Here is a 17,777-nt window from a genome sequence, read left to right on the forward strand (position 1 = left end):
GGAGCGGGGTGCTCGTCCGACGCGCGTACGTTCCCGAAGCGCTGCGGCCCACGGCCGCGGCGGCGTGGCCGTTCACCGTTCCCTGCGTCCGCGAACTGGTCGCCGACGGCCTGGCATTCACCGCGCCGGTCACGTTTCTGGTGGGCGAGAACGGCTCCGGCAAGTCGACGGTCATCGAAGCCGTGGCGGAGGCGTTCAAACTCGACGCCCAGGGCGGGCGCTCCGGACGCAAGTACGGCAACGACCGCGCGAAAACCCCGCTCGGTGAGATCCTGGCCCTCGAGACCACCGCCGCCGGCGCCCGCCTGCGATCCGGGCCGCGCAGTCGGCGCAAGGGGTTCTTCCTCCGCGCCGAGACCGCCTTCGGGCTGATGAACACCGTGTCCGGGATGCACGGCTACTGGGACGCCGACACCAGTTCCCTGAGCCACGGCGAAGGATTCCTGACCGTGTTCGCCGAAATGTTCCGCGAACCCGGCCTCTACCTCATGGACGAACCCGAAGCCGCCCTGTCGTTCACCTCCTGCCTGCAACTGGTCGCCCTGATGCGCGAACTGGGCGAATCCGGGGCGCAGGTCGTGTGCGCAACCCACTCGCCGATCCTGGCCGCCACACCGGGCGCGGACATCATCGAAATCGGCGACCACGGAACCCGCCGCGCGAAATGGGCCGAACTCGACCTCACCAGCCAATGGCGCCGCTTCCTCCACGACCCCACCTTCTACCTCAGGCACCTCACCGAATGACCCGCATCGAAGCCACCGACGCAACGTTCACCGCGTGGATGCGTGACAACCTCGCCCACGCCGCCAACCACTTCGGCGTCACGGTCACCGGGGATCCCGTGCTGGGCTGGGCATTGCGCTCGATCAGCGCACCCGCCCACGGGCCCGACGGCCGAGTCTGGCTGCGAGTCCTGACCGAACGAACCCACTGGCTGGACGATCCGGATCTTGCCGCGTTCTGGACCGGCAACGTCGACGCCAACACGATCACCGGCGTCCCGAAACCCACCGTCCTGCACTGGACCGAATGGAACGTACCGGAAGAACAACGACGGGTACGAGCCGAACTGATGACCTTTGTGGACGGTTCCCCCTGCTCGCCGACCGACGTACTCTCGGAGCCCCTGGAACTACCCGAGCACTGGTGGCAGCAACTCCGCCACACCGTGAACACCATCGCCACGATCGCGACCCAGCGCTTCGCCCGCAGCACTCCGCCCGCGGGCAGCCGCATCCGGCAGATCTTCGGAGACACCGTCGCCGACCGGCTGTCCTGGACACCAGCCACCGCACACGGCGATTTGCACTGGAACAACCTCCTGCAACCCGAACTGGTCGTCCTCGACTGGGAACTTTGGGGCCAGGCACAACACGGCACCGACGCCGCCACCCTCTACCTCTACGCACTCCCCGCCCCGGACACCGCCCGCCAGGTGCACGCGCTCTTCGCCGACCTGCTCGACTCCCCTGCCGGGCACGTCGCTCAACTCGGTGTCGCAGCACGAATCCTCCACCGCGCAGAACACGGCGAATACCCAGACCTCGCCGCACCGGTCCGGGCACTCGCCGACCGAGTCATCGCGACGCTCCCCCGGACAGGACCAGGTGAACAGACACGCCAGGTTCGCCGTGAAAAACGCCCGGGACAATGACCAGAAACCTTGTCGCGCAAGGCATGGAAGGCCGCGATGAAGATCCGGCCGTTGGCGCAGCAGGACATCGACGACGTCATGGAACTCATGGCGCACGGGGCACCCTACGTCCGCCCGCGAACCGCATCCGACTATTGGCTCTGCGCCAACCTGTTCTCCACCACCTGCCCCGTCGCCCATCACGACGGTCAGCTCATCGGCGCGATCATCGCCTTCCGCAGCCAAGACAACCCCGACGATGTCTACCTCCAAGACGTCATCACCCACCCCGACCACCGTCGCGCCGGCGTCATCACCGCCCTGCTGACCGCAGTACGCGAACGCAGCCAACTAGTCGGAGCACGGAGGTTGTACCTCACCTCCGAACCCGACAACGCTGCCGCTCACGCCACCTGGGCACGACGAGGCTTCACCAACCTGCCCGGCGACCAGACGACCAACGGCGTCGCGGTGACCTCCCACTACAAAGGACCAGGCAAACACCGAGCCATCTACCAACTCCACCTCTGACAGTGCAGCGATCCCGTGAACCCCACCGGACAACGTGGCTCGTAACCATCATCGAGCCCGGACCATCGACCATCCTGGAACAGTCCCTACGCCGGGTGCCACCATGGACGGAAGGCGACACGATGTTCGGTTCCGGGGGACGCGGGCCGGATAGCTCTAGCTCTACTGGGAGGTCACACACGGCACAGCAAGCAGACGGCCAGACTTCAAAACGCAACACGCGAGCACAAAAACACTGTTTCCGCCGGAAAGATCCCTGGTCAGGAAGTGTGCTCCCCGCGTGAGCGGGGATGGTCCCGCGCCCACACGATGGATCCCTTGCAGGACTTGGTGCTCCCCGCGTGAGCGGGGATGGTCCCAAACTGGACCAGATCCTCCAGAAGCTCGGCAAGTGCTCCCCGCGTGAGCGGGGATGGTCCCATCGGTGTCACCGTGGCCTCGGCGACCACGTAGTGCTCCCCGCGTGAGCGGGGATGGTCCCGCGGGAACCGTGGGGAAGAAGGTCGGGATCGGGTGCTCCCCGCGTGAGCGGGGATGGTCCCGCCACGAACGCATCACCGCCCAGCATGCCGAAGTGCTCCCCGCGTGAGCGGGGATGGTCCGAAGTGGTCGTGCTGGGCGCTGCGGTAATTCGGGTCTTGCCCGCTCCAGCGGGAATGGTTCGTACCGGGAATGCGTCCGGGCGTGCGCTCCAGTGTCTTCTCCCGCGCAAGCGGGAGAAGCCCCTGGAGTCCGGTGCCGCCGACTTCGGCACGAAGGGGGCCGTCGCGATCCGGCACTACATACCCGTCTTCCCTGCGCGAGCGGAGTCCCCCACCGTTTCCAACTAGTCGCTGGCAAGGTCTTCGGCAGGCCACCGGGTCAGGAACGCGCCCAGCGCGTTATCGATGAGCACTCCCTCCTCCGTAGGTTCGTGGCCTGGTCCAAGGTGCTCGGTGAACGCATCGCCCAGCGCGTCGATCACTTCTTCCTGCTGGTCCAAGGTGGGCTTCTCCTGAGCCTGCAGAGCCGCTAGCAGCACTGGGTCCCGTTCGGCGAGCAGGCGCACCACAACAGGGCGAAACTCCTGGGGGAGGCTGTCGATCACGGTGGTCATTCATGCCTCCATCCAGCCCGGGATCGCGCCCACGCCGTCGTGACTTGTCCTTGCTCGTGGAGGTTTACCACGGCGTCGCGGCCGGTGTACCGGTACGTGCCGCCGTAGTTGTCGGGCCGGTATTTCGGCGGTTTGACCGGGTTCGCAACCGCGTCGTGCGCCGCGGCGTCGTTGACGCCGTGCCCGTTGCGTTCGGCCATCTGCTGTTCGCCATGCGCGGTTTTGCCGTTGATCTGCTTGGGCGGCTGGAACGGCGGTTCGCTCTCGGCCCCGGCGCCACTGCTGTGGTTGGTTTGCATCGGCGACACGTGGTCATCGCCAGCGGCGTGCATGGCCAACTGAGCCGCGCCGGCAGTGGCTGCCGTGGCACCACTCGCGATAAGGCCGGCCGAGGCTGCCTGGAGTGGAACTCCGGCCGCCGCGCCAACCCCGGTGGCATCGAGCACAGTGCCCAGTGCTTCGCCCCCAGCGCCCGCCGCCATCCCCAGAAACCCCATCGCAATGGTGGCCAGTTCGCCCGGGTGGTTGATCACCGCGTTGCCGAACGAGGCAAGGCCGTTCACCAGATGGCCGCCAGCATCAGCAACGAAGTTGCCCGCGTCATCGATCCAGCTCGACTCTTGGGGCGCTGCGCTGGTGGCGTCCTTGATGGCGTCAGCGACGGCATCACCGACTTCGGCCAGTTGGCCGCGCGCACGGGCAAGGGTGTCCTGAGCCGCCTGGCGGGTTCCAGTACCGGGATCGGTGAACTGCAGTGGGGCCTGGCCGTTCGCCGTCGCCTGCCCGGTTGCCTGCTCGTGCTGAGCCTGGGCTTGCCGCGTCGCGGCCTGGCCGCGATTCCACAGCGCGATCGCCTCGACGGCTTGGCCTTGAGACCACCGCAGAGTGCTCGCGTACTGATCGAGAGCATCCGCAGCCGACAGCAGCGAATCCGCCGCTTCGTACCATTTGCTCGGTTCGTAGGAAAATTTGTCGTGGAATGCGCGGGCCGCCGGTCCTTGCCATGCCCCGGTATCGATCGCCTTGAGTCCTTCGGAGGCGCGGCCCGCGCGATCCGCACGCGCGCGCAGCACCCGGACGTTCTCTTCGATCGCGTCCGGCTTGCCTTTAACCAGCTCGGTCGAATCTTGGGTCTCGCCGAGTTCAGCCATCGTCAACCGCCCCCTCGCCCGGGTCGGTCGTCAGCGAGCGAACGGTTACCCCATCGACCGCGCGGTAAGCCTGCGTTGCCCGCGAGAGCGCCTCCGCGATCGCCCCAGCATCGTCGGTCAGGTTATCCAGGCCGTCACTCCACCGGACACAGAAGTCCATTAAGGAGTCGTGCGCACCGGAATGTCCGTAGACGTCCCTATCGCCGCACAACCCCCGAAGCTCGAAGCTGTCCTGGTCATCGACGCTCTCTTTGATACCCGTGGCGGCCTCGTCGACTTTGTCCAGGTCGACGTGGAAACCCGGCCCGTCCATTACGCAGTCTCCCCCGATCAGTGACAGATGGTCTACCCATTAGCCCTGCCTCGGCAGGCTACGCCGGAGGCAGCCACTCGCGCCGGAAGCCGGGACGTTCCGCGTACTCGACGACGATGCTGTTGACCGTGAACGCCAAGGCGTTGAACATCCCTTGCGTCCTGGGGTCACGGTGGTCGCCCATCTCCCACACCTTGAAGAACTCGGATAGCACGTGTCTGTGCAACTGAAGTCGGTCGAACGCTCTTTTCAGGGCCGGCGCGGGCCACTTCGAGCCCTCGGTTTCCAGATACCATGATTCGTATTCCAGGGATTGCAGGAGGAAATCCAGCATCGGATTTTTCCTGATGAGCGTGGTTCGGCCGGCGAACTTATCGGGATTCCAATCCGTCGCGTCGATGAGGATCGGTCGGTGCTGGCCAGTCATGATGTGCTCCCTTCGCCAGCAGGCGGTCGACGTCCAGTTCGTCAGGCCGCAGCCCCTCGGCCCGCGCGCACGACGGGCACAGGATCTCCAACTGCACCTGGACCCAACCATCGGCAGTGCCCGCGCCGGCACGAGGAGACAGGCACGCCGCACAGTGCAGCGGCCACAAGATCACGTTGCCCTCGGCCATGACGACCTCTCTGGCGTCGCGCGAGGGCCGGACACAGCACAACTAGGTGAATGTGATACAGGTCACTATTCACTGCGAACGCGAGCCGACCTGGACACCTCCTGGCGTCGCCACCTGCATGAATACAAAGCTGCCTGAGTCTAGACACAAACACACTCGACATGGAAGCACTAGACACAAAGTCACTAGACACACAGTCTGTGGACAAGTTGATCTACGGGACCGTAGGTGTTACGGCGCTATGGCCCCCGACTCAGCTCGTAACGAGACCACTCGCCAGTTCGGCGAGCGTGTCCGCGCGCGCCGGGACCGGCTGGGCCTCACCCAGGAGCGGCTCGCGGAGCGCGCTGGGATGCACTGGTCGAACGTCGGCCACATCGAACGCGGGCGGCGCAATCTCTCGATGGAGAACATCCTGCGTCTCGCCGCCGCGCTCGAGTGCACTCCGGGCGATTTGCTGAACGGGCTGCCGGTGCCGGAGGCCGCTCCTTAACCTCCGCGCGGGGGTGGGCATGTGCCAGGTGCTCAGCCTGTCGTCGAGTGGCTCCCATTCACCGAGCCAGCAGGCGCCTTGAGATCGTTGCATTGAAGGCATCTAGGTTGGCTTGCAGGTGGGCCAGCGAGGTAGTCCCGGGGATGAGAAGTGTATTCGGAGAGTTCTCAAGGTGGAACCGGAGAGCGCTGCGGCGTCGGATGAGTCGCGCTTGAGTGCGTGACCTCCTTGCAAAGGACAGTAGGGCACGTAGGCGATTCCGTTGCGCCCGCAGTGGTCTCGCACGTCGCGGTCGGGCTCGGCTGGGTCGCGGTAGTTCTGGACTGCGGCGATCGTGGTGATTTCCTCGGCTTGCTCGAGTTGGTCGAGTGTCACTTTGGACAGTCCAATGTGGCGTATTTTCCCTTGCTGGCGCGCTGCGATCAGAGCACCGAGTTGGTCGGCGAACGGGATGCGCGGGTCGACGCGGTGCAGGTAGTAGAGGTCGAGTGTGTCGCGTCGGAGCCGGTGGAGGCTGTGGTCGATGCAGGAGCGTAGGTAGTCGGGGTGTCCGTAGTGCTCCCACTCGTCGGGGCGGGTGCGTCGGATGCCGCCTTTGGTGGCGATGACGAGTGTGTCGTCGTAGGGGTGTAGTGCTTCGGCGATCAGGGTTTCGCAGGCGTAGGGGCCGTAGCAGTCGGCGGTGTCGATGTGGTTGAGACCGTGGTCGAGCGCGGTGCGCAGGACGCGGGTGGCCTGTGCGCGATCGGCGGGTGGTCCCCAGCGGTCGCGGTCGCCGGTGAAGTGGATGGTTCCGAGGCCGAGGCGGCTGACCGGTATGTCGCCGCCGAGGAGAAAAGTGCTCAGTGCCGGTGTCGGTGGTGCTGAACTCATTTGTCCCACAGGCCTTGTTGGTTGTCTGGTTGCGGTGCCGGGAAGGGTTTGCCGTTCAGGTCGAGCCCTGCCGCGGCGCCGAGCGTGCCGAAGGTGGCGTCGGCCGGCGTGGTGTCGCGCATGAAGGTCTGCAGCAGCATCGCGGTGGCGATGGTGTCCCAGAGCGCGCGATGCGGTTGGCTGCCGGGTGCGGTCTGGTCGATATTGGAGGTCAGGTGAAGGCGGTCGATCCATGCCTGGAGTCCGTGGCCTTTGGCCAGTTCGGGGTGGCGGTGCTTCGCGAGGCGGAGAGTGTCGATCAGACCGGCTGGTGCCGCGTCAGGGATGACGGCGTGGAGAAGTCGCCAGTCGACGCGGACGTTGTGGCCCACGAGGGTGGCGCCGGCGACCTTGTCGATGATCGTGGGTGCGACATCGCCGAGGGTGGGTGCGTCGCGGAGCACGGCGTTGGTGATGCCGGGTGATGTCCAGGGACCGCGGGTGATGGCGCGTCCGGGGTTGATCAGTGTGGTGAACGCGCTTTCGAGGTCGGGTGTGCCGTTGCGGAGGGGGACCAGAGCGATCTCGAGGATTGCTTCGCCGGCTGGGTCTTTGGGGCCGCTGCCTTCGAGGTCGATGGCGACGAGGTGAGCGTCGGTCCAGGGGGCGGTGTGGTCCGGCACGAGGGCTCCGTTCGCGGGCGCGGGGTGGTTAGTCGTCATCGAACCGGGTTTGGTGCTCGAGTTCACGGCGAACCTCCGCGATGTGCTGCTGATCGGTCTCGGCGGGAGTGAATCCGACGAGTGAGCGGCCGTGGTTGCCCTGAAAGTGTGGCGTGGTGGTGTCCCAGACCTGGTAGCCGGTCTGATGCTGGATGGGAAAGCGCTGCTGGTCGGTCAGGCGATGAGTCCAGATGTGCCCGTCGTCGAAGGCGATGGCTGAGGTGTAACCGAGTTTGTCGAAGAGAGCATCGAGCTCACCGGTGGTCGGTGGCTGGTGAGCGTCGCGGCAGATGTTTCGCTGTGCCACCGGGCAGATGTCGCACAGATCATTGACGCCCCAGTGCCCGTTGTAGTCGGCGACCCCGTGGACGGCGGAGACACCGCACGAGGTCTTGCGGTAGAGGGGCGTCCTCATGCCCGAGTTCTTCCAGGCTGCGACGACCTTGTCGTCGATGTCGGCGGGCATGGCTTTGCGGCGTGCGACGTCGTCGATGCCGTAGGGCAGCGGGATTCCCAGCGAGGTGATGAATTCGGCGTTCTCGGGTTTGTGGTAGTAGCCGGTGAACACGATGGCGTCAACGTCACGGCCAACGTCCAGGACGTGGGCCATGGTGTCGGGCTGGTCGTTCCAGCCGGGAACGATCGGCCGCCAGTAGAGGATGACCTTGGTCCGCCGATCCGGTGTGTGGGCGGCGATCCGCAGGGAGGTGACGGTGATCGAGCTTTTGGCGATGGGCTCGATCCGGCGGTCCCCGATCCCGGAGTAGGTGAACAGCAACGTGACCCGCAGGTTGGTCAGGGCCTCGAGTTGAGCCATGTCGGCCGAGGTGACGCGGAAGCGGGTGATCAGGAGAACCATATTGGTCAACCCGCGCTCATCGAGGTCGCGCAAGGCAGCGAACAACTCGGGTTTGACCGCGGGCAGGAACGGGTCGGTGGCCTTGTTGAAGATCTGGATCGGGGTGACGTGGGGTTCGAAGCCGACGTGGTCCACGAGGGCTTGCACGGCGTTGGCGGTCGTTTCGATCAGCTGGGGGATCTTCTGGTCGAAGTTCCCCCAGAAGTGCCGGACGCAGTAGGCGCAGTCCAGCGGGCACCCGATGACGTGGTTGAGTGAGAGCCCGCTCTTGCGGTAACTGAGGAACTCGGCCATGTACGGGTCGAGTGCCGCGATCTTCTCGGCCGGCATCATGCGCAGCCTGCGGGTCCCGCGGGCGATCGCCTTGTCGAGGGCGACGGGGGTGGGTGTCATCGGGCCGGAACCTCCAGTGTGTCGGTCGATGCCGTTGGTACGGCGAGGAGTTCGGTGGCGCGGTCACCGCCGAACCAGATGTGGAAGTCACGCCAGGCGGCGACGGGATCGTCGGAGCTGTGAATGAGGTTGTCGATCAGGCGACGTTCGCGGCGCGCGACGGCGAGGCTGTCGGTACCGAAGTCGGCGCGGATCGTTCCGGGTCGGGCGGTGCTGGGGTCGAAGTGGCCAAGCAGGGAACGGACCCGGCCGGTGGTGTCGCCCCGTCGACCGCGGCCAAGCGCGACCACGACCTCGTGGCCGACGTAGCGCCCCCGCAGGCACGCGGCGACATCGACATCAAGGCGATGACGGTGCACGAACAGGCCCCAGTAGTGGGTGAAGATCTGCCAGTCCGCCACGGTGACCCGTTCAATCGCGACGAGGTCGACCGCGGCGGCGACGCGAGCCAGCACCGTGTCGGTCAGGCCGCGCTCCAGGCAGTCGGGTTTGAGCAAGACGACGGTCCAGCGAGTCCAGTCGACCAGTGTGGATGCGGGCGCGCCGGTCATGCCACATCCCGTCCGGCCGCGCGGGGCCTGGTGATGCGGGTGGGCCACTTGCGGTGCATCAGCCACCGGTGGGCGGGGTCGAGGAACTCCAGCAGCTCCTCATCAACACGGTGTTCGGGCTGATGCACGAGCTGGCGGTGGACCTCCAGCAGCGCGACGAGCCGTTGCCAGTACACAGGTAGTCCGGTGGCGTGCAAGGAATCGACAGTGTGCGTGACGCGGTTGGCGCGCAGTTGCGCCTCCTGCGCACAGACTTCCTCGACCGTGTCGCGCGTCGTACCCGCCGGCATCGTCGGAACGTCCCACCGCGGCGGCGCCTGTTCGGCCTCGGCGACGATGGCGCGCGCCTTGGGAAGATGATGATCCGCGATGTGCATCGACCCGACGTGGTGTGTGTACGTCCCCAGCTGGAGCCCAAGCATTCGGGCCCCCAGTTCCTGGATGACGGTGAAGGAGAAGACATCGGACACAAGGCCCTGAAAAGCGTCGTTCGCGCGCATGTAACACACGCCGTGCAGCTGTTCGTCGCGCCGGAACAACTGGAAAGCGATCGTGCATGACACGTCCGGGTGCTCCGCGTCGCCAACCTCATGGGCACCGAAAATCGGGATGACAGCGCGTTTGGTGTCTGGGTCCGCACGGACGAGATCCAGCGTCGCGTCGAACGACGAACGGCCACCGCGCCCGGCGCGGAACATCCTGGTGCCGTACGCGGCGCCGGCGATGGTGACACCGTCAACGGAGTACGAACTCATCCGGGGCGCGTAATAGCGCATCATCGCCAGGTCGTCGCGCCCACCGAGGAACCACAGCACCTCGGCCAGGTTGAACACGATGTTGGCCCTGCGGGCGGCGAACATCGGAAGCCGCGCGGCGGGATTGTCGAGTTGAAAGGACACGTTCAGCCGTTCCGGGCCGGCGTTGCCGCGCGTGCTGATGTGTCCCGGCGCCTCAAGGAGGTCGGCAAGCACCGCACCATAGGCGTCGTGGAAACCGGAAAATGCTTTGGGCGCCAACGAGTTGCGTGTCGTCGGATGTTCTGGGCATCGCGGCTCCTGTCGCGTCCGGGTGTCAGCGCTCGGGTTGAGATCGGTCGAGCTCGTCGAAGGCACAGTCACGCCCCCACGGGCGTGGGGGCGAGTGGGCGGACGGCTCCGTCGGTGTCGACATACAGCAGACGGCGGGCAGTGTCGCGGACGGCGGCCTCGCTGGGACCGTCGATCGTGAGCGCGGCGCTCTCGTGGCGCACGCATCGGATGCGGCACGGCCCGAGCCGGTAGCTCGGCGCCGCGCCGCGGCGGTGCTCGTGCTGAGCGCCGGCGAACCCAAGGCTGCGGCGCGCGTCCCGCGGATCGACCCGCGCCAGCGTCCAGCGCCACCTCGCCGCCAGCTCGGTCGCGCCGCTGTTCGGCGGTGTGCTGGTGGGCGGTGCGCTCATGGGCGGTCTCCTTCCTGACGATCCGCCGATGTCGCGGATACGGCTGCCTGATCGCGCTGGCGGGTGTACGGGCGGCGGCGGGGTGGTCTCGGGCTCGGAATGCTGATCGGCGGGATCCGCAGCGTGGGATCGGTGTCGCGCCGCGCCCGCGCGTCGGGGTCCGCGTGCGGCCAAATCGGTTCCCGGGGTGCGATGTTGCGTTCGCGGTCGAGGATCTCCTGCACCGGGATCCGGTGCTCCCTCGCCGCGCGTGTCCGCCGGCGGCGGTGCCACCCGACCACGGCGAGCGCAATGGCCAGGGCCGCGCCGTAGAGGGCGAGCCAGGTCGCCACCGTGGTGGACATTGCGCACCCGCCCGGTTACCGGCCGGGTGGCCCGCCGCGCGCGGCGGCGACGTGGCTACGCCGACTTCGGCCCAGCAACCCGGTCACGCTCAGCTCGGTCAGCAGTTCGACGGCGGCGGGCAGGTCGTCGACCACCCGCACCCGAGGGTCCTCGCGGTACCGGTCGGGCACGACGACGCCGCGGGTGTTGGTGAGCACGGCCAGCCGGCACCCGGCGTTGAGCGCGCCCACGATGTCTTCCGGGACCCGGTCACCGATGTGGATCAGGTCACCGACCCGTACCCCCAGCAACGGGGCGGCCCGGCGCCAGCACCGCTTCTGGGGCTTGCGGGCCCGCAACCGGTAGCTGGGGAAGATTCCGGAGAGATAGTCGCCGCACTGCTCGCGCACCTCCGCCATGCGTGCCTCGCCCCCGAGCGTCGACAGGTTCGGCAGTGCCCCGACCGGCCCGAGTTCGGCCAGCGCCTTGAGGGCCGCCGCCGTTTCGGGGTAGGCCTGAAAGCCCCCGGACCACTGCTTCGGCCAGTCAGCCGGGTTGATGACCAGCCTCTCGCAGACCGTCGCCTTCAACACCGAACTCAGCGTCGGGACAACCGAGAGCAGCTCCCGGTCGATCTCGGCGGCGTTGGCGGGCGCCTGCGCGAGGTCGGTCAGCACGTCCGCGACGCGGGGGCCGGTGTAGTCCCCGAGCACCCCACCGACATCGACGGTGAACGCGATCATGACGTGTAGTGGCCCTTCTCGAGGTCGACCGCGAACCGGACAGCGGCGTGATCCATCACGGACGCGGGGTGGCGGAACGGTTCGACACGGAAGCTGCCGGGGAGCAGGCAGTCCCGGCCCGCCAGGTTGGAGATGACGAGATCGATCCGCGGGGCGGACCCGTCCGCGCGCGGGTGCACCGTCGGGGTGAGCGCGTCGTGCTCGCCATATCGGTACGCCGCGATCTCCGCCAGATCGAACAGATTCCGGTGGTTGACCCGCGTCTGCGTGTGCTCGTCCCACCAACCGAGCAGGTAGTCCAGGGGCGCGGTGTCATCGACGATGTCGCGCGGGTGTTTCCCCGGTTTCCACCGTCCTTTGTGGTGCCGTTTCGCCGGAGACAGGCGGCTGTAGTCGGTGCGCGGGCGCGGTGTCCCGTCCGGACGGGTCGTCTTGCCGCCGTCGGCGGGAGTGTTGGTGTCCCCGGCCAGGAACACCGGGTACGGCAGTTCACCGGTGAAGGTGACCTCTTCGGCGGCGAACATCCGAGGGCTGGACAGGTGATGCCAGTGCAGCGGCAGCAGCCCGAACTTGTGGCCGGTCTTGGCGTGGCAAGCCTCGAGCCAGTTGCGTTTGTCCTGCGCGGGCAAGGGAAACCCGTACCCGTAGAAGGAATCGATCCGCACGAACCTGGGGTCGTAGATCACCACCGGCCCGAACTCGCCCCGCGCGAGACTGCCAAGCTCAGCTACCAAGGGCCGCCCCGTCGCCGCGGCCAGCGCGTTCGCCAGCTGATGTTTCCCCGTCGCGCCCTGGAAGGCGTAGTGGTTGCCCTCGCAGATCACCACCAGATCGCACGAGCCGGGATCAGCGGCCACCACATCCACGCACGGACCCATGTCGTACCCACCGCCCGGCAGGCGGCCACCCTCGCGGAAGTTCAGCAGTGTCACGCGGATCGTGCTCACCCGCCACACCCCTCCCCCGACGTCGCGCCGGTCCCAGCCAAACCGGCCAGGGCCCGCAGGAACAGTTCCCGGCCCTGCTCGGGCGGGTTGTTCGTCAGCTCCTCCGCCGCCCGCAGATCGGCGGCGGTGCGCTCGTCGACCCCGGCCGGCACCGACAACGTGATCCGGCGTCCCGCCGGTGTCGAGCGCGGCGGCGGATGATCGGGCACGGACAGATTCATCGACTTTCCTTTCACTGACGTCATTCGGTGCGCTGTCGGCAGGCGCGGCGTGCTGATCTTCTGCGGGTCAGGTGCGGGCCGGGACCCGCTGAGCGCCCGGCTCCTGCAGGGTTTCCAAAGCGGAGAGGCCCCGTTCAGCCCGGCACGAAGCGCAGATCGCCGCGCCCTTCGTGGTGTCCAGGTCCTCGTGCTCGGGCGCGACCAGGTGGACGCCGCGGCACCGCGAGATCATGACCGGCACGTCGCTGCCACCCCAGCCCCGCCGAGTGCCGGGCATGGTGACCACCTGATCTCCTACGAACCGCGCGTAGTGCCGTGGCGCGGCCGGTCCCGCGCCGGCGGCCGGGCAGGGCGTGTCCGGGCGTACCTGATCAAACCGCAGCGGCATCGCCGGATTCCTTTCTCACCAACAGAAAACTGGGACCGGATAGGGTCTGGCGGATGCTCGGGGTCGGGGTGCCCGAGCATCCGCCAGAGATCAGGCGGCGGGCGCGGCGGCCGTGTCCAGGGCGCGGCCCGCGGTGCTCGCGCCCTCCGGCAGGCCGAACACGGTCCGGATCATCCAGTCGCGATACGCGGACAAGTCCGTGTAAACCCCGGGCTTTCCCGGTTCGCCACAGGTCGTGTCCGGGCCCCGGCTCGCCGAGCCGATCGCTATTCGCCACTCCCCGGCGAACTGCTGCAACGCGGCGGTGCCGGAGTCTCCGTTGCACGACCCGCCATCCCCGCCCGCCAAACAGAGTTCCCCCGCGCCGATCCCCGACGCCGCGCACGCGGACGCCGGCTGCACCGGCACGTTGATCTGCGACAGGCGACGTGGAGCGGGCTGGCCCGCCACCGTCGACGGGTCCGTGACCGTGTATCCCCAGCCGACCTCGCGGGCTTCCCGGCTCTCGCGGGCCGGGGCCACCAGAGCCGGAGCGAGGGTGAACACGGGCTGGTCCAGCCGCATCATCGCGATGTCATTGATGTAGCCGTCCTCGTCCGGGACACCCCAGTTCCACGACGGATGGACCACGATCTCCGTCACGTGCCGCACCTCGCCGCCGGCGAGACGGTCCGCGGAACCCAGCCGAATGTGATAGATCGACGGGTCGGACCGGTCGATGCCCTCAGCGGACGCCGAGGCGGAATACGAATTGCGGAAGGCTGCCGTCGCCGCGCCAGAGGTGGTGGTGGCGGGCATGTTGGTGACGCAGTGCGCGTTGGTCTCAACCCACCATGGGTTGATCAGGGTCAACCCGCAGGAATGCCAGTTCGGATCCCCACCGTCGGTCAATTGCAACGAACCGACAAAAGAATACGCCTTCGCAGGCGTCCCGTTCACAATCGCCGCAGCCTCCGTCGAAGACGACACCATCGTCGCGGCCATCGCGGGAATCACGGCCACACCCCACAGCAGACGACGTTTCACGTCGACACAAATCCTTCCTATCTAGTTAGCTGTTCCAACAAACAGAAGACACGGATCACCGGCCACACCGACGACCCGTTTCGCTCTCATAAGAGCGACACCAGCGAGCATTCGACCTTGCCCACCGAAGTCGCAGCCATGCCACAATGCGATAAAACATGTTTCCCGCCTAACGTGGAAATACGAGCAGAACGGGCTACCGTTTCCACCCGACCGCACCCAGGACACACGACGACGATGCGCGGCCTTGGAACAAGCGGGTCGCGGGGATTTCGTCCAGGTCGACATCCAGCAGGAAATGGGTGGCGAGCTGGTTGCGCGCGAGGCGTTCGCGTGCCCGCTGCCGCCAGTCAAGCTCGGGGTGCCAGTCCGGAATCCAGGCGAGACCGGGATCATCCAAGGTGAACTGACCGAAGAACTTCTGAATCTCGCGCGCGGAGCGAAAGTACGCCGGCGTCGAGGACTCCTGGTAGAGATCGACGAACCCCCGGATCTCGGGCTCAACCTCAGCAGGAATGCCGTCGTCCGTGACATGCGAGACCGCCATAGCCGAACCCTTCGGCAGAAGTTCCCGATAGCGGGCCATGACGTCCCCGATCGTGGACAACACCCGGGCGTCTTCAGCGATACCGGCGTCAGCAGTCACGACGTCTGGGAGGAAATGAAGAACAGCGCCGCAGACTAGCCCCACCGGTTCCGCTGGATCCAGCACATCCGACCCACACGCCTTTTCCCACACAACGTCAGGCTCCAGCAGATCATGCTGCACAAACGCATGCCGTTCGCGATCACCATGCTGCTCCAACAAGACGCGTGAGTGCGCTACCGCCACAGCCTCGTTATCGACATACGCAACCCGCGAGGTCGGGTCGACAACGTCGGCGATCTCGTGAACATTCCCCACCGTCGGGATACCGGACCCCAGATCAAGAAACTGGCGAACCCCACTGTCCATCAGATAGAGCACGGCACGCTGAACAAACTCGCGGTTGAGTCGGGCAACCTGACGCACCGTAGGAAACACTGCAACGGCCTTCTCGCCGAAGAGCCGATCTATTGCCCAGTGGTTGACCCCGCCCAGAAGATAATCGTAGACGCGGGCCGCATTGGGGTGGTCGAGATCGACTTCCGGTGGCCATGATGGTTTTTCATCGTTCATGAGTCTGCGTCTCTCATGCAGCAAATGCGCCGCAAAACGGTTGCCAAGGAATTTGCTGAAAAGGAGGTCGGGGTTACAACAAGCGGGGGCCGAACTTCGGCAACCAACTGATGGGGCAGGTGTCAATAGCACATGACCAAACGTTCTTCACCGTCAGATGCTCCGTCGCGGTCAGCAGGCTCATAGTGATCACCGTGGTCGTCGTCGGGATGGTCGACCGGCCGCGCCAAGTTCAAGGGGGCATCTCACCGCGGCCGGTGTATCCATGAGATCGTGGCCAGGCGCGAAGGGGCAGATGACAATCGATGACATTCCCGGAGGAGTGAACGAGCTTGGCTGTCAAAGTGACAATCACCGGCACTCGCTCGATCCCCGCAGAGTCCGAAGCGCGGCTTCCCCGTTTGTTCGACGGATATCTCGGGCCGTTCGCCGATCCGGACGCGCACTTCTACCTCGGCGGCGCAGTCGGCATCGACACAGCCGCATTGGCTTGGCTGGCCGAGCACAGCAAAGCGTCGCTGACCGTCGTGGTGCCCTGCACCGTGGCGGACCAGCCGGACACTGCCGCTACATCGATCCGTCATTGGCAGGAAGCAGGACGGCTCGTCGAGGTCGTGGAGTTGCGCGCTGATCGATTGGGCACCGCCACCTATCACGCCCGCAACCGGTGGATGGTCGATCACAGCGACTTCGTGATCGGTTTTCCGCGCGGCACCGAGCCGACCAGCGGCACCTGGTACACCGTGAATTACGCAGCCGATCAGAACAAACCTCGACTGGTCGTACCCATCTGACCTCGCTCGGATGGTGTACTGGACGTTGTGATCACGACCGACCGGGAGTCCGGCGCTCTCCTCCTGCGCCAGCTGCGCGAAGGACGCGGCTGGTCATGGGCCGACCTCGCCCGAGCGCTGCGGGAAACGGCACGCCAGCTCGCGGTTGCGCCCTTGATGCACAGGCAGGTCACAAGCATCCAACGCACGGTCGCCCGCTGGGAAAGCGTCTCCGACCGAACAAGCCCCGGCGACCGCTACCAGTTCCTGCTGGCGCACCTCTACGCGCGAACCCCGGCCGGCGGCCTGACGCTTGGTCCGGGGTCGGATTTCGACACCCTGATGGAGGCATTTCGTCACTTCGGCGCACCGCCGGAGCGCGCACGACAGCTCGTCGAGCTGGTCAGCAATGGTGAAGCAAACGCCGGCAGTGCACTGCTTCCCGCGAAGCTCGATGACGGCGTCATCAACGGGTTACACGAGTCGGTCCGGGCGATCAACAAGCAGGTCGGCTCGACCCCGTTCGTCCGCCTTCAGCTTCAGCTCGCGCCGATCGTTGAGTCCTGCAGGCGCCTTCTGCAGCTTGATCACGCCGCTGCTCACCCGGGGCTGGCGCTGCTCACGACAGACGCGTATTCGCTCGCCGGCCGGTTGGCCTTCGAGACGCGTGACGACGAGGAAGCCATGCGGCTGTACGCCGACGCGACCAAGGCCGCCGGACACCTCGCGGACCGAAGCCATCGCGCCGCCGTCCGGACCAGCCACACCATGGTCACCTTGCATGCGACCGACGACCTGGAAGCGGCGCGCGCAATCGCCCGAGCCGCGACGGTCGATGCCCATCGCGGCTCCAGCTATGCGATTCGGGCTCGGGCACACGCAGTGCACGCTGAAATCTGTGCTCGTGCCAGCCAACCCGACAGCGCGGCCGCTGCGTTGAACCGAGCATGGAAGACCGTCGAACAGTTGACCATCGACGACCCGCACGGCGGGTTCAACGCTGATCGGTTGAACGGATTCGACGGCTTGTGCGCCCTCCACGCGGGCGACGCACGCCACGCGCACGACAGCCTCGACCGGTCAATCTCGACTTTGCGGTCATCGCGGGATGCCGTTCAGCGCGGCATCGTCAGCACCGATCTCGCGCTCGCACGGCTACGCCTTGGCGATCCGGCCGCCTGCGTCGATCTTCTGCACCAAGCCGTCGACATCACCGCCACCACGGGCGGCCGAGTCGCAGCGCAGCGGATCAAGCTAGCGCGGCGTGATCTTCGGCCGTGGCGCACCGAAGACTTTCTGGCCGAACTCGACGACCACATTCACGACACCCTGATCGGCCGATAACCAAGTCCCGCAGTCCGGAGTCTCCCGGCCCGGGGAAACCTATTGCTACGCAAGGGTTTGACCCGGGAAGCGGCGCCCTCCCCTGCAACCGCTTCCCGGGTCGAGCGGCGCTGACTGGGGGTCTCAGATCGCCGCTCGGAAGGTGCCAGATGACCCCTCCCTACTGGACCACCTGGGTTACCCCTCCGACGACGATCATG

23 protein-coding genes and 1 CRISPR repeat array are annotated in these 17,777 nt (G+C 66.5%); of the genes, 6 read left to right on the forward strand and 17 right to left on the reverse strand.

Annotated elements, in window-relative coordinates; translation table 11 throughout:
• The first annotated feature begins 8 nt into the window (after positions 1-8).
• Genes FPZ12_RS23945 through FPZ12_RS23955 form a run of 3 tightly spaced genes read left to right on the forward strand, consistent with a single transcriptional unit; the run spans position 9 to position 2,167 of the window.
• A complete protein-coding gene (locus tag FPZ12_RS23945) occupies positions 9-746 on the forward strand; it encodes an AAA family ATPase (RefSeq protein ID WP_144757665.1) in 738 nt (245 codons plus the stop codon).
• On the forward strand, positions 743-1,657 hold the full coding sequence (locus tag FPZ12_RS23950) for an aminoglycoside phosphotransferase (RefSeq protein WP_208025972.1): 915 nt from the start codon (positions 743-745) through the stop codon (positions 1,655-1,657). Before FPZ12_RS23945 ends, FPZ12_RS23950 begins: the two co-directional genes overlap by 4 nt.
• 36 nt (positions 1,658-1,693) lie before the next feature.
• Positions 1,694-2,167 carry a GNAT family N-acetyltransferase gene (locus tag FPZ12_RS23955; RefSeq protein WP_144757664.1) on the forward strand — a complete coding sequence of 158 codons (474 nt, stop codon included), beginning with the start codon at positions 1,694-1,696 and terminating at the stop codon, positions 2,165-2,167.
• Between the two features lie 269 nt (positions 2,168-2,436).
• Positions 2,437-2,769: direct repeats of the CRISPR family, unit length 28 nt; unit sequence GTGCTCCCCGCGTGAGCGGGGATGGTCC.
• A gap of 224 nt (positions 2,770-2,993) precedes the next feature.
• Here FPZ12_RS23955 and FPZ12_RS23960 read toward each other — a convergent pair.
• The 4 genes from FPZ12_RS23960 to FPZ12_RS23975 are packed head-to-tail and all read right to left on the reverse strand — an operon-like array spanning position 2,994 to position 5,154.
• A complete protein-coding gene (locus FPZ12_RS23960; RefSeq protein ID WP_144757663.1) occupies positions 2,994-3,263 on the reverse strand; it encodes a hypothetical protein in 270 nt (89 codons plus the stop codon).
• Positions 3,260-4,414 carry a putative T7SS-secreted protein gene (locus tag FPZ12_RS23965; RefSeq protein ID WP_144757662.1) on the reverse strand — a complete coding sequence of 385 codons (1,155 nt, stop codon included), beginning with the start codon at positions 4,412-4,414 and terminating at the stop codon, positions 3,260-3,262. Before FPZ12_RS23965 ends, FPZ12_RS23960 begins: the two co-directional genes overlap by 4 nt.
• Positions 4,407-4,727 carry a hypothetical protein gene (locus tag FPZ12_RS23970; RefSeq protein ID WP_144757661.1) on the reverse strand — a complete coding sequence of 107 codons (321 nt, stop codon included), beginning with the start codon at positions 4,725-4,727 and terminating at the stop codon, positions 4,407-4,409. The genes FPZ12_RS23965 and FPZ12_RS23970 overlap by 8 nt, the downstream gene beginning before the upstream one ends.
• A gap of 58 nt (positions 4,728-4,785) precedes the next feature.
• A complete protein-coding gene (locus FPZ12_RS23975) occupies positions 4,786-5,154 on the reverse strand; it encodes a hypothetical protein (protein WP_144757660.1) in 369 nt (122 codons plus the stop codon).
• A 431-nt stretch (positions 5,155-5,585) separates the two neighbouring features.
• On the opposite strand from FPZ12_RS23975, the gene FPZ12_RS23980 reads away from it, so the two are divergent.
• Entirely contained in the window at positions 5,586-5,837 is a 252-nt protein-coding gene (locus FPZ12_RS23980; RefSeq protein ID WP_144757659.1) for a helix-turn-helix domain-containing protein, read from the forward strand.
• 102 nt (positions 5,838-5,939) lie between these two features.
• On the opposite strand, the gene FPZ12_RS23985 is transcribed toward FPZ12_RS23980, so the two are convergent.
• From FPZ12_RS23985 to FPZ12_RS24040, 13 genes are all read right to left on the reverse strand, one after another.
• Complete coding sequence (locus FPZ12_RS23985) at positions 5,940-6,710, reverse strand: aldo/keto reductase (protein WP_208025973.1); 771 nt, start codon at positions 6,708-6,710, stop codon at positions 5,940-5,942.
• Positions 6,707-7,438, reverse strand: coding sequence for a 3'-5' exonuclease (locus FPZ12_RS23990; RefSeq protein WP_144757658.1), 732 nt, complete (start codon positions 7,436-7,438; stop codon positions 6,707-6,709). The genes FPZ12_RS23985 and FPZ12_RS23990 overlap by 4 nt, the downstream gene beginning before the upstream one ends.
• Complete coding sequence (locus FPZ12_RS23995; RefSeq protein ID WP_144757657.1) at positions 7,401-8,663, reverse strand: radical SAM protein; 1,263 nt, start codon at positions 8,661-8,663, stop codon at positions 7,401-7,403. Before FPZ12_RS23995 ends, FPZ12_RS23990 begins: the two co-directional genes overlap by 38 nt.
• Positions 8,660-9,214: a nucleoside-diphosphate kinase gene (locus FPZ12_RS24000; protein ID WP_144757656.1), complete on the reverse strand. Its 555-nt coding sequence runs from the start codon at positions 9,212-9,214 to the stop codon at positions 8,660-8,662. The genes FPZ12_RS23995 and FPZ12_RS24000 overlap by 4 nt, the downstream gene beginning before the upstream one ends.
• Positions 9,211-10,230 carry a thymidylate synthase gene (locus FPZ12_RS24005; protein WP_166462877.1) on the reverse strand — a complete coding sequence of 340 codons (1,020 nt, stop codon included), beginning with the start codon at positions 10,228-10,230 and terminating at the stop codon, positions 9,211-9,213. Before FPZ12_RS24005 ends, FPZ12_RS24000 begins: the two co-directional genes overlap by 4 nt.
• Positions 10,231-10,328: 98 nt before the next feature.
• The gene (locus FPZ12_RS45690) at positions 10,329-10,652 is read right to left on the reverse strand and encodes a hypothetical protein (protein WP_166462878.1); all 324 of its coding nucleotides are present in this window, start codon (positions 10,650-10,652) and stop codon (positions 10,329-10,331) included.
• A complete protein-coding gene (locus tag FPZ12_RS24010; protein WP_144757654.1) occupies positions 10,649-10,996 on the reverse strand; it encodes a hypothetical protein in 348 nt (115 codons plus the stop codon). The genes FPZ12_RS45690 and FPZ12_RS24010 overlap by 4 nt, the downstream gene beginning before the upstream one ends.
• A 15-nt stretch (positions 10,997-11,011) precedes the next feature.
• Entirely contained in the window at positions 11,012-11,719 is a 708-nt protein-coding gene (locus FPZ12_RS24015; protein ID WP_144757653.1) for an HAD family hydrolase, read from the reverse strand.
• Entirely contained in the window at positions 11,716-12,666 is a 951-nt protein-coding gene (locus tag FPZ12_RS24020) for a hypothetical protein (RefSeq protein ID WP_144757652.1), read from the reverse strand. The genes FPZ12_RS24015 and FPZ12_RS24020 overlap by 4 nt, the downstream gene beginning before the upstream one ends.
• The gene (locus FPZ12_RS24025; RefSeq protein WP_144757651.1) at positions 12,663-12,887 is read right to left on the reverse strand and encodes a hypothetical protein; all 225 of its coding nucleotides are present in this window, start codon (positions 12,885-12,887) and stop codon (positions 12,663-12,665) included. Before FPZ12_RS24025 ends, FPZ12_RS24020 begins: the two co-directional genes overlap by 4 nt.
• 67 nt (positions 12,888-12,954) lie before the next feature.
• Positions 12,955-13,275, reverse strand: a complete 321-nt coding sequence (locus FPZ12_RS24030) for a hypothetical protein (RefSeq protein ID WP_144757650.1) — start codon at positions 13,273-13,275, stop codon at positions 12,955-12,957.
• A gap of 90 nt (positions 13,276-13,365) precedes the next feature.
• Positions 13,366-14,259, reverse strand: coding sequence for a S1 family peptidase (locus tag FPZ12_RS24035; RefSeq protein WP_341771233.1), 894 nt, complete (start codon positions 14,257-14,259; stop codon positions 13,366-13,368).
• Between the two features lie 238 nt (positions 14,260-14,497).
• On the reverse strand, positions 14,498-15,460 hold the full coding sequence (locus tag FPZ12_RS24040) for an SAM-dependent methyltransferase (protein ID WP_144757648.1): 963 nt from the start codon (positions 15,458-15,460) through the stop codon (positions 14,498-14,500).
• Positions 15,461-15,792: 332 nt separating this feature from the next.
• On the opposite strand from FPZ12_RS24040, the gene FPZ12_RS24045 reads away from it, so the two are divergent.
• A complete protein-coding gene (locus FPZ12_RS24045) occupies positions 15,793-16,254 on the forward strand; it encodes a DNA-processing protein DprA (RefSeq protein WP_144757647.1) in 462 nt (153 codons plus the stop codon).
• A gap of 27 nt (positions 16,255-16,281) precedes the next feature.
• Positions 16,282-17,577 (forward strand): NsdA family TPR-like regulatory protein, encoded by a 1,296-nt coding sequence (locus FPZ12_RS24050; RefSeq protein ID WP_144757646.1) that lies wholly within the window; start codon positions 16,282-16,284, stop codon positions 17,575-17,577.
• The last annotated feature ends 200 nt before the right edge of the window (positions 17,578-17,777 follow it).

The sequence above is a fragment of the Amycolatopsis acidicola genome (assembly GCF_007713735.2).
Classification (GTDB): domain Bacteria; phylum Actinomycetota; class Actinomycetes; order Mycobacteriales; family Pseudonocardiaceae; genus Amycolatopsis_E; species Amycolatopsis_E acidicola.

What these genes read in the sequence shown, in the direction of transcription:
- FPZ12_RS23950 (WP_208025972.1), top strand. Translation starts at nt 743, where the DNA reads ATGACCCGCATCGAAGCCACCGACGCAACGTTCACCGCGTGGATGCGT.
- FPZ12_RS23955 (WP_144757664.1), top strand. Translation starts at nt 1,694, where the DNA reads ATGAAGATCCGGCCGTTGGCGCAGCAGGACATCGACGACGTCATGGAA.
- FPZ12_RS23960 (WP_144757663.1), bottom strand. Translation starts at nt 3,263, where the DNA reads ATGACCACCGTGATCGACAGCCTCCCCCAGGAGTTTCGCCCTGTTGTG.
- FPZ12_RS23965 (WP_144757662.1), bottom strand. Translation starts at nt 4,414, where the DNA reads ATGGCTGAACTCGGCGAGACCCAAGATTCGACCGAGCTGGTTAAAGGC.
- FPZ12_RS23970 (WP_144757661.1), bottom strand. Translation starts at nt 4,727, where the DNA reads ATGGACGGGCCGGGTTTCCACGTCGACCTGGACAAAGTCGACGAGGCC.
- FPZ12_RS23975 (WP_144757660.1), bottom strand. Translation starts at nt 5,154, where the DNA reads ATGACTGGCCAGCACCGACCGATCCTCATCGACGCGACGGATTGGAAT.
- FPZ12_RS23980 (WP_144757659.1), top strand. Translation starts at nt 5,586, where the DNA reads ATGGCCCCCGACTCAGCTCGTAACGAGACCACTCGCCAGTTCGGCGAG.
- FPZ12_RS23985 (WP_208025973.1), bottom strand. Translation starts at nt 6,710, where the DNA reads ATGAGTTCAGCACCACCGACACCGGCACTGAGCACTTTTCTCCTCGGC.
- FPZ12_RS23995 (WP_144757657.1), bottom strand. Translation starts at nt 8,663, where the DNA reads ATGACACCCACCCCCGTCGCCCTCGACAAGGCGATCGCCCGCGGGACC.
- FPZ12_RS24000 (WP_144757656.1), bottom strand. Translation starts at nt 9,214, where the DNA reads ATGACCGGCGCGCCCGCATCCACACTGGTCGACTGGACTCGCTGGACC.
- FPZ12_RS45690 (WP_166462878.1), bottom strand. Translation starts at nt 10,652, where the DNA reads ATGAGCGCACCGCCCACCAGCACACCGCCGAACAGCGGCGCGACCGAG.
- FPZ12_RS24010 (WP_144757654.1), bottom strand. Translation starts at nt 10,996, where the DNA reads ATGTCCACCACGGTGGCGACCTGGCTCGCCCTCTACGGCGCGGCCCTG.
- FPZ12_RS24015 (WP_144757653.1), bottom strand. Translation starts at nt 11,719, where the DNA reads ATGATCGCGTTCACCGTCGATGTCGGTGGGGTGCTCGGGGACTACACC.
- FPZ12_RS24025 (WP_144757651.1), bottom strand. Translation starts at nt 12,887, where the DNA reads ATGAATCTGTCCGTGCCCGATCATCCGCCGCCGCGCTCGACACCGGCG.
- FPZ12_RS24030 (WP_144757650.1), bottom strand. Translation starts at nt 13,275, where the DNA reads ATGCCGCTGCGGTTTGATCAGGTACGCCCGGACACGCCCTGCCCGGCC.
- FPZ12_RS24035 (WP_341771233.1), bottom strand. Translation starts at nt 14,259, where the DNA reads ATGGCCGCGACGATGGTGTCGTCTTCGACGGAGGCTGCGGCGATTGTG.
- FPZ12_RS24040 (WP_144757648.1), bottom strand. Translation starts at nt 15,460, where the DNA reads ATGAACGATGAAAAACCATCATGGCCACCGGAAGTCGATCTCGACCAC.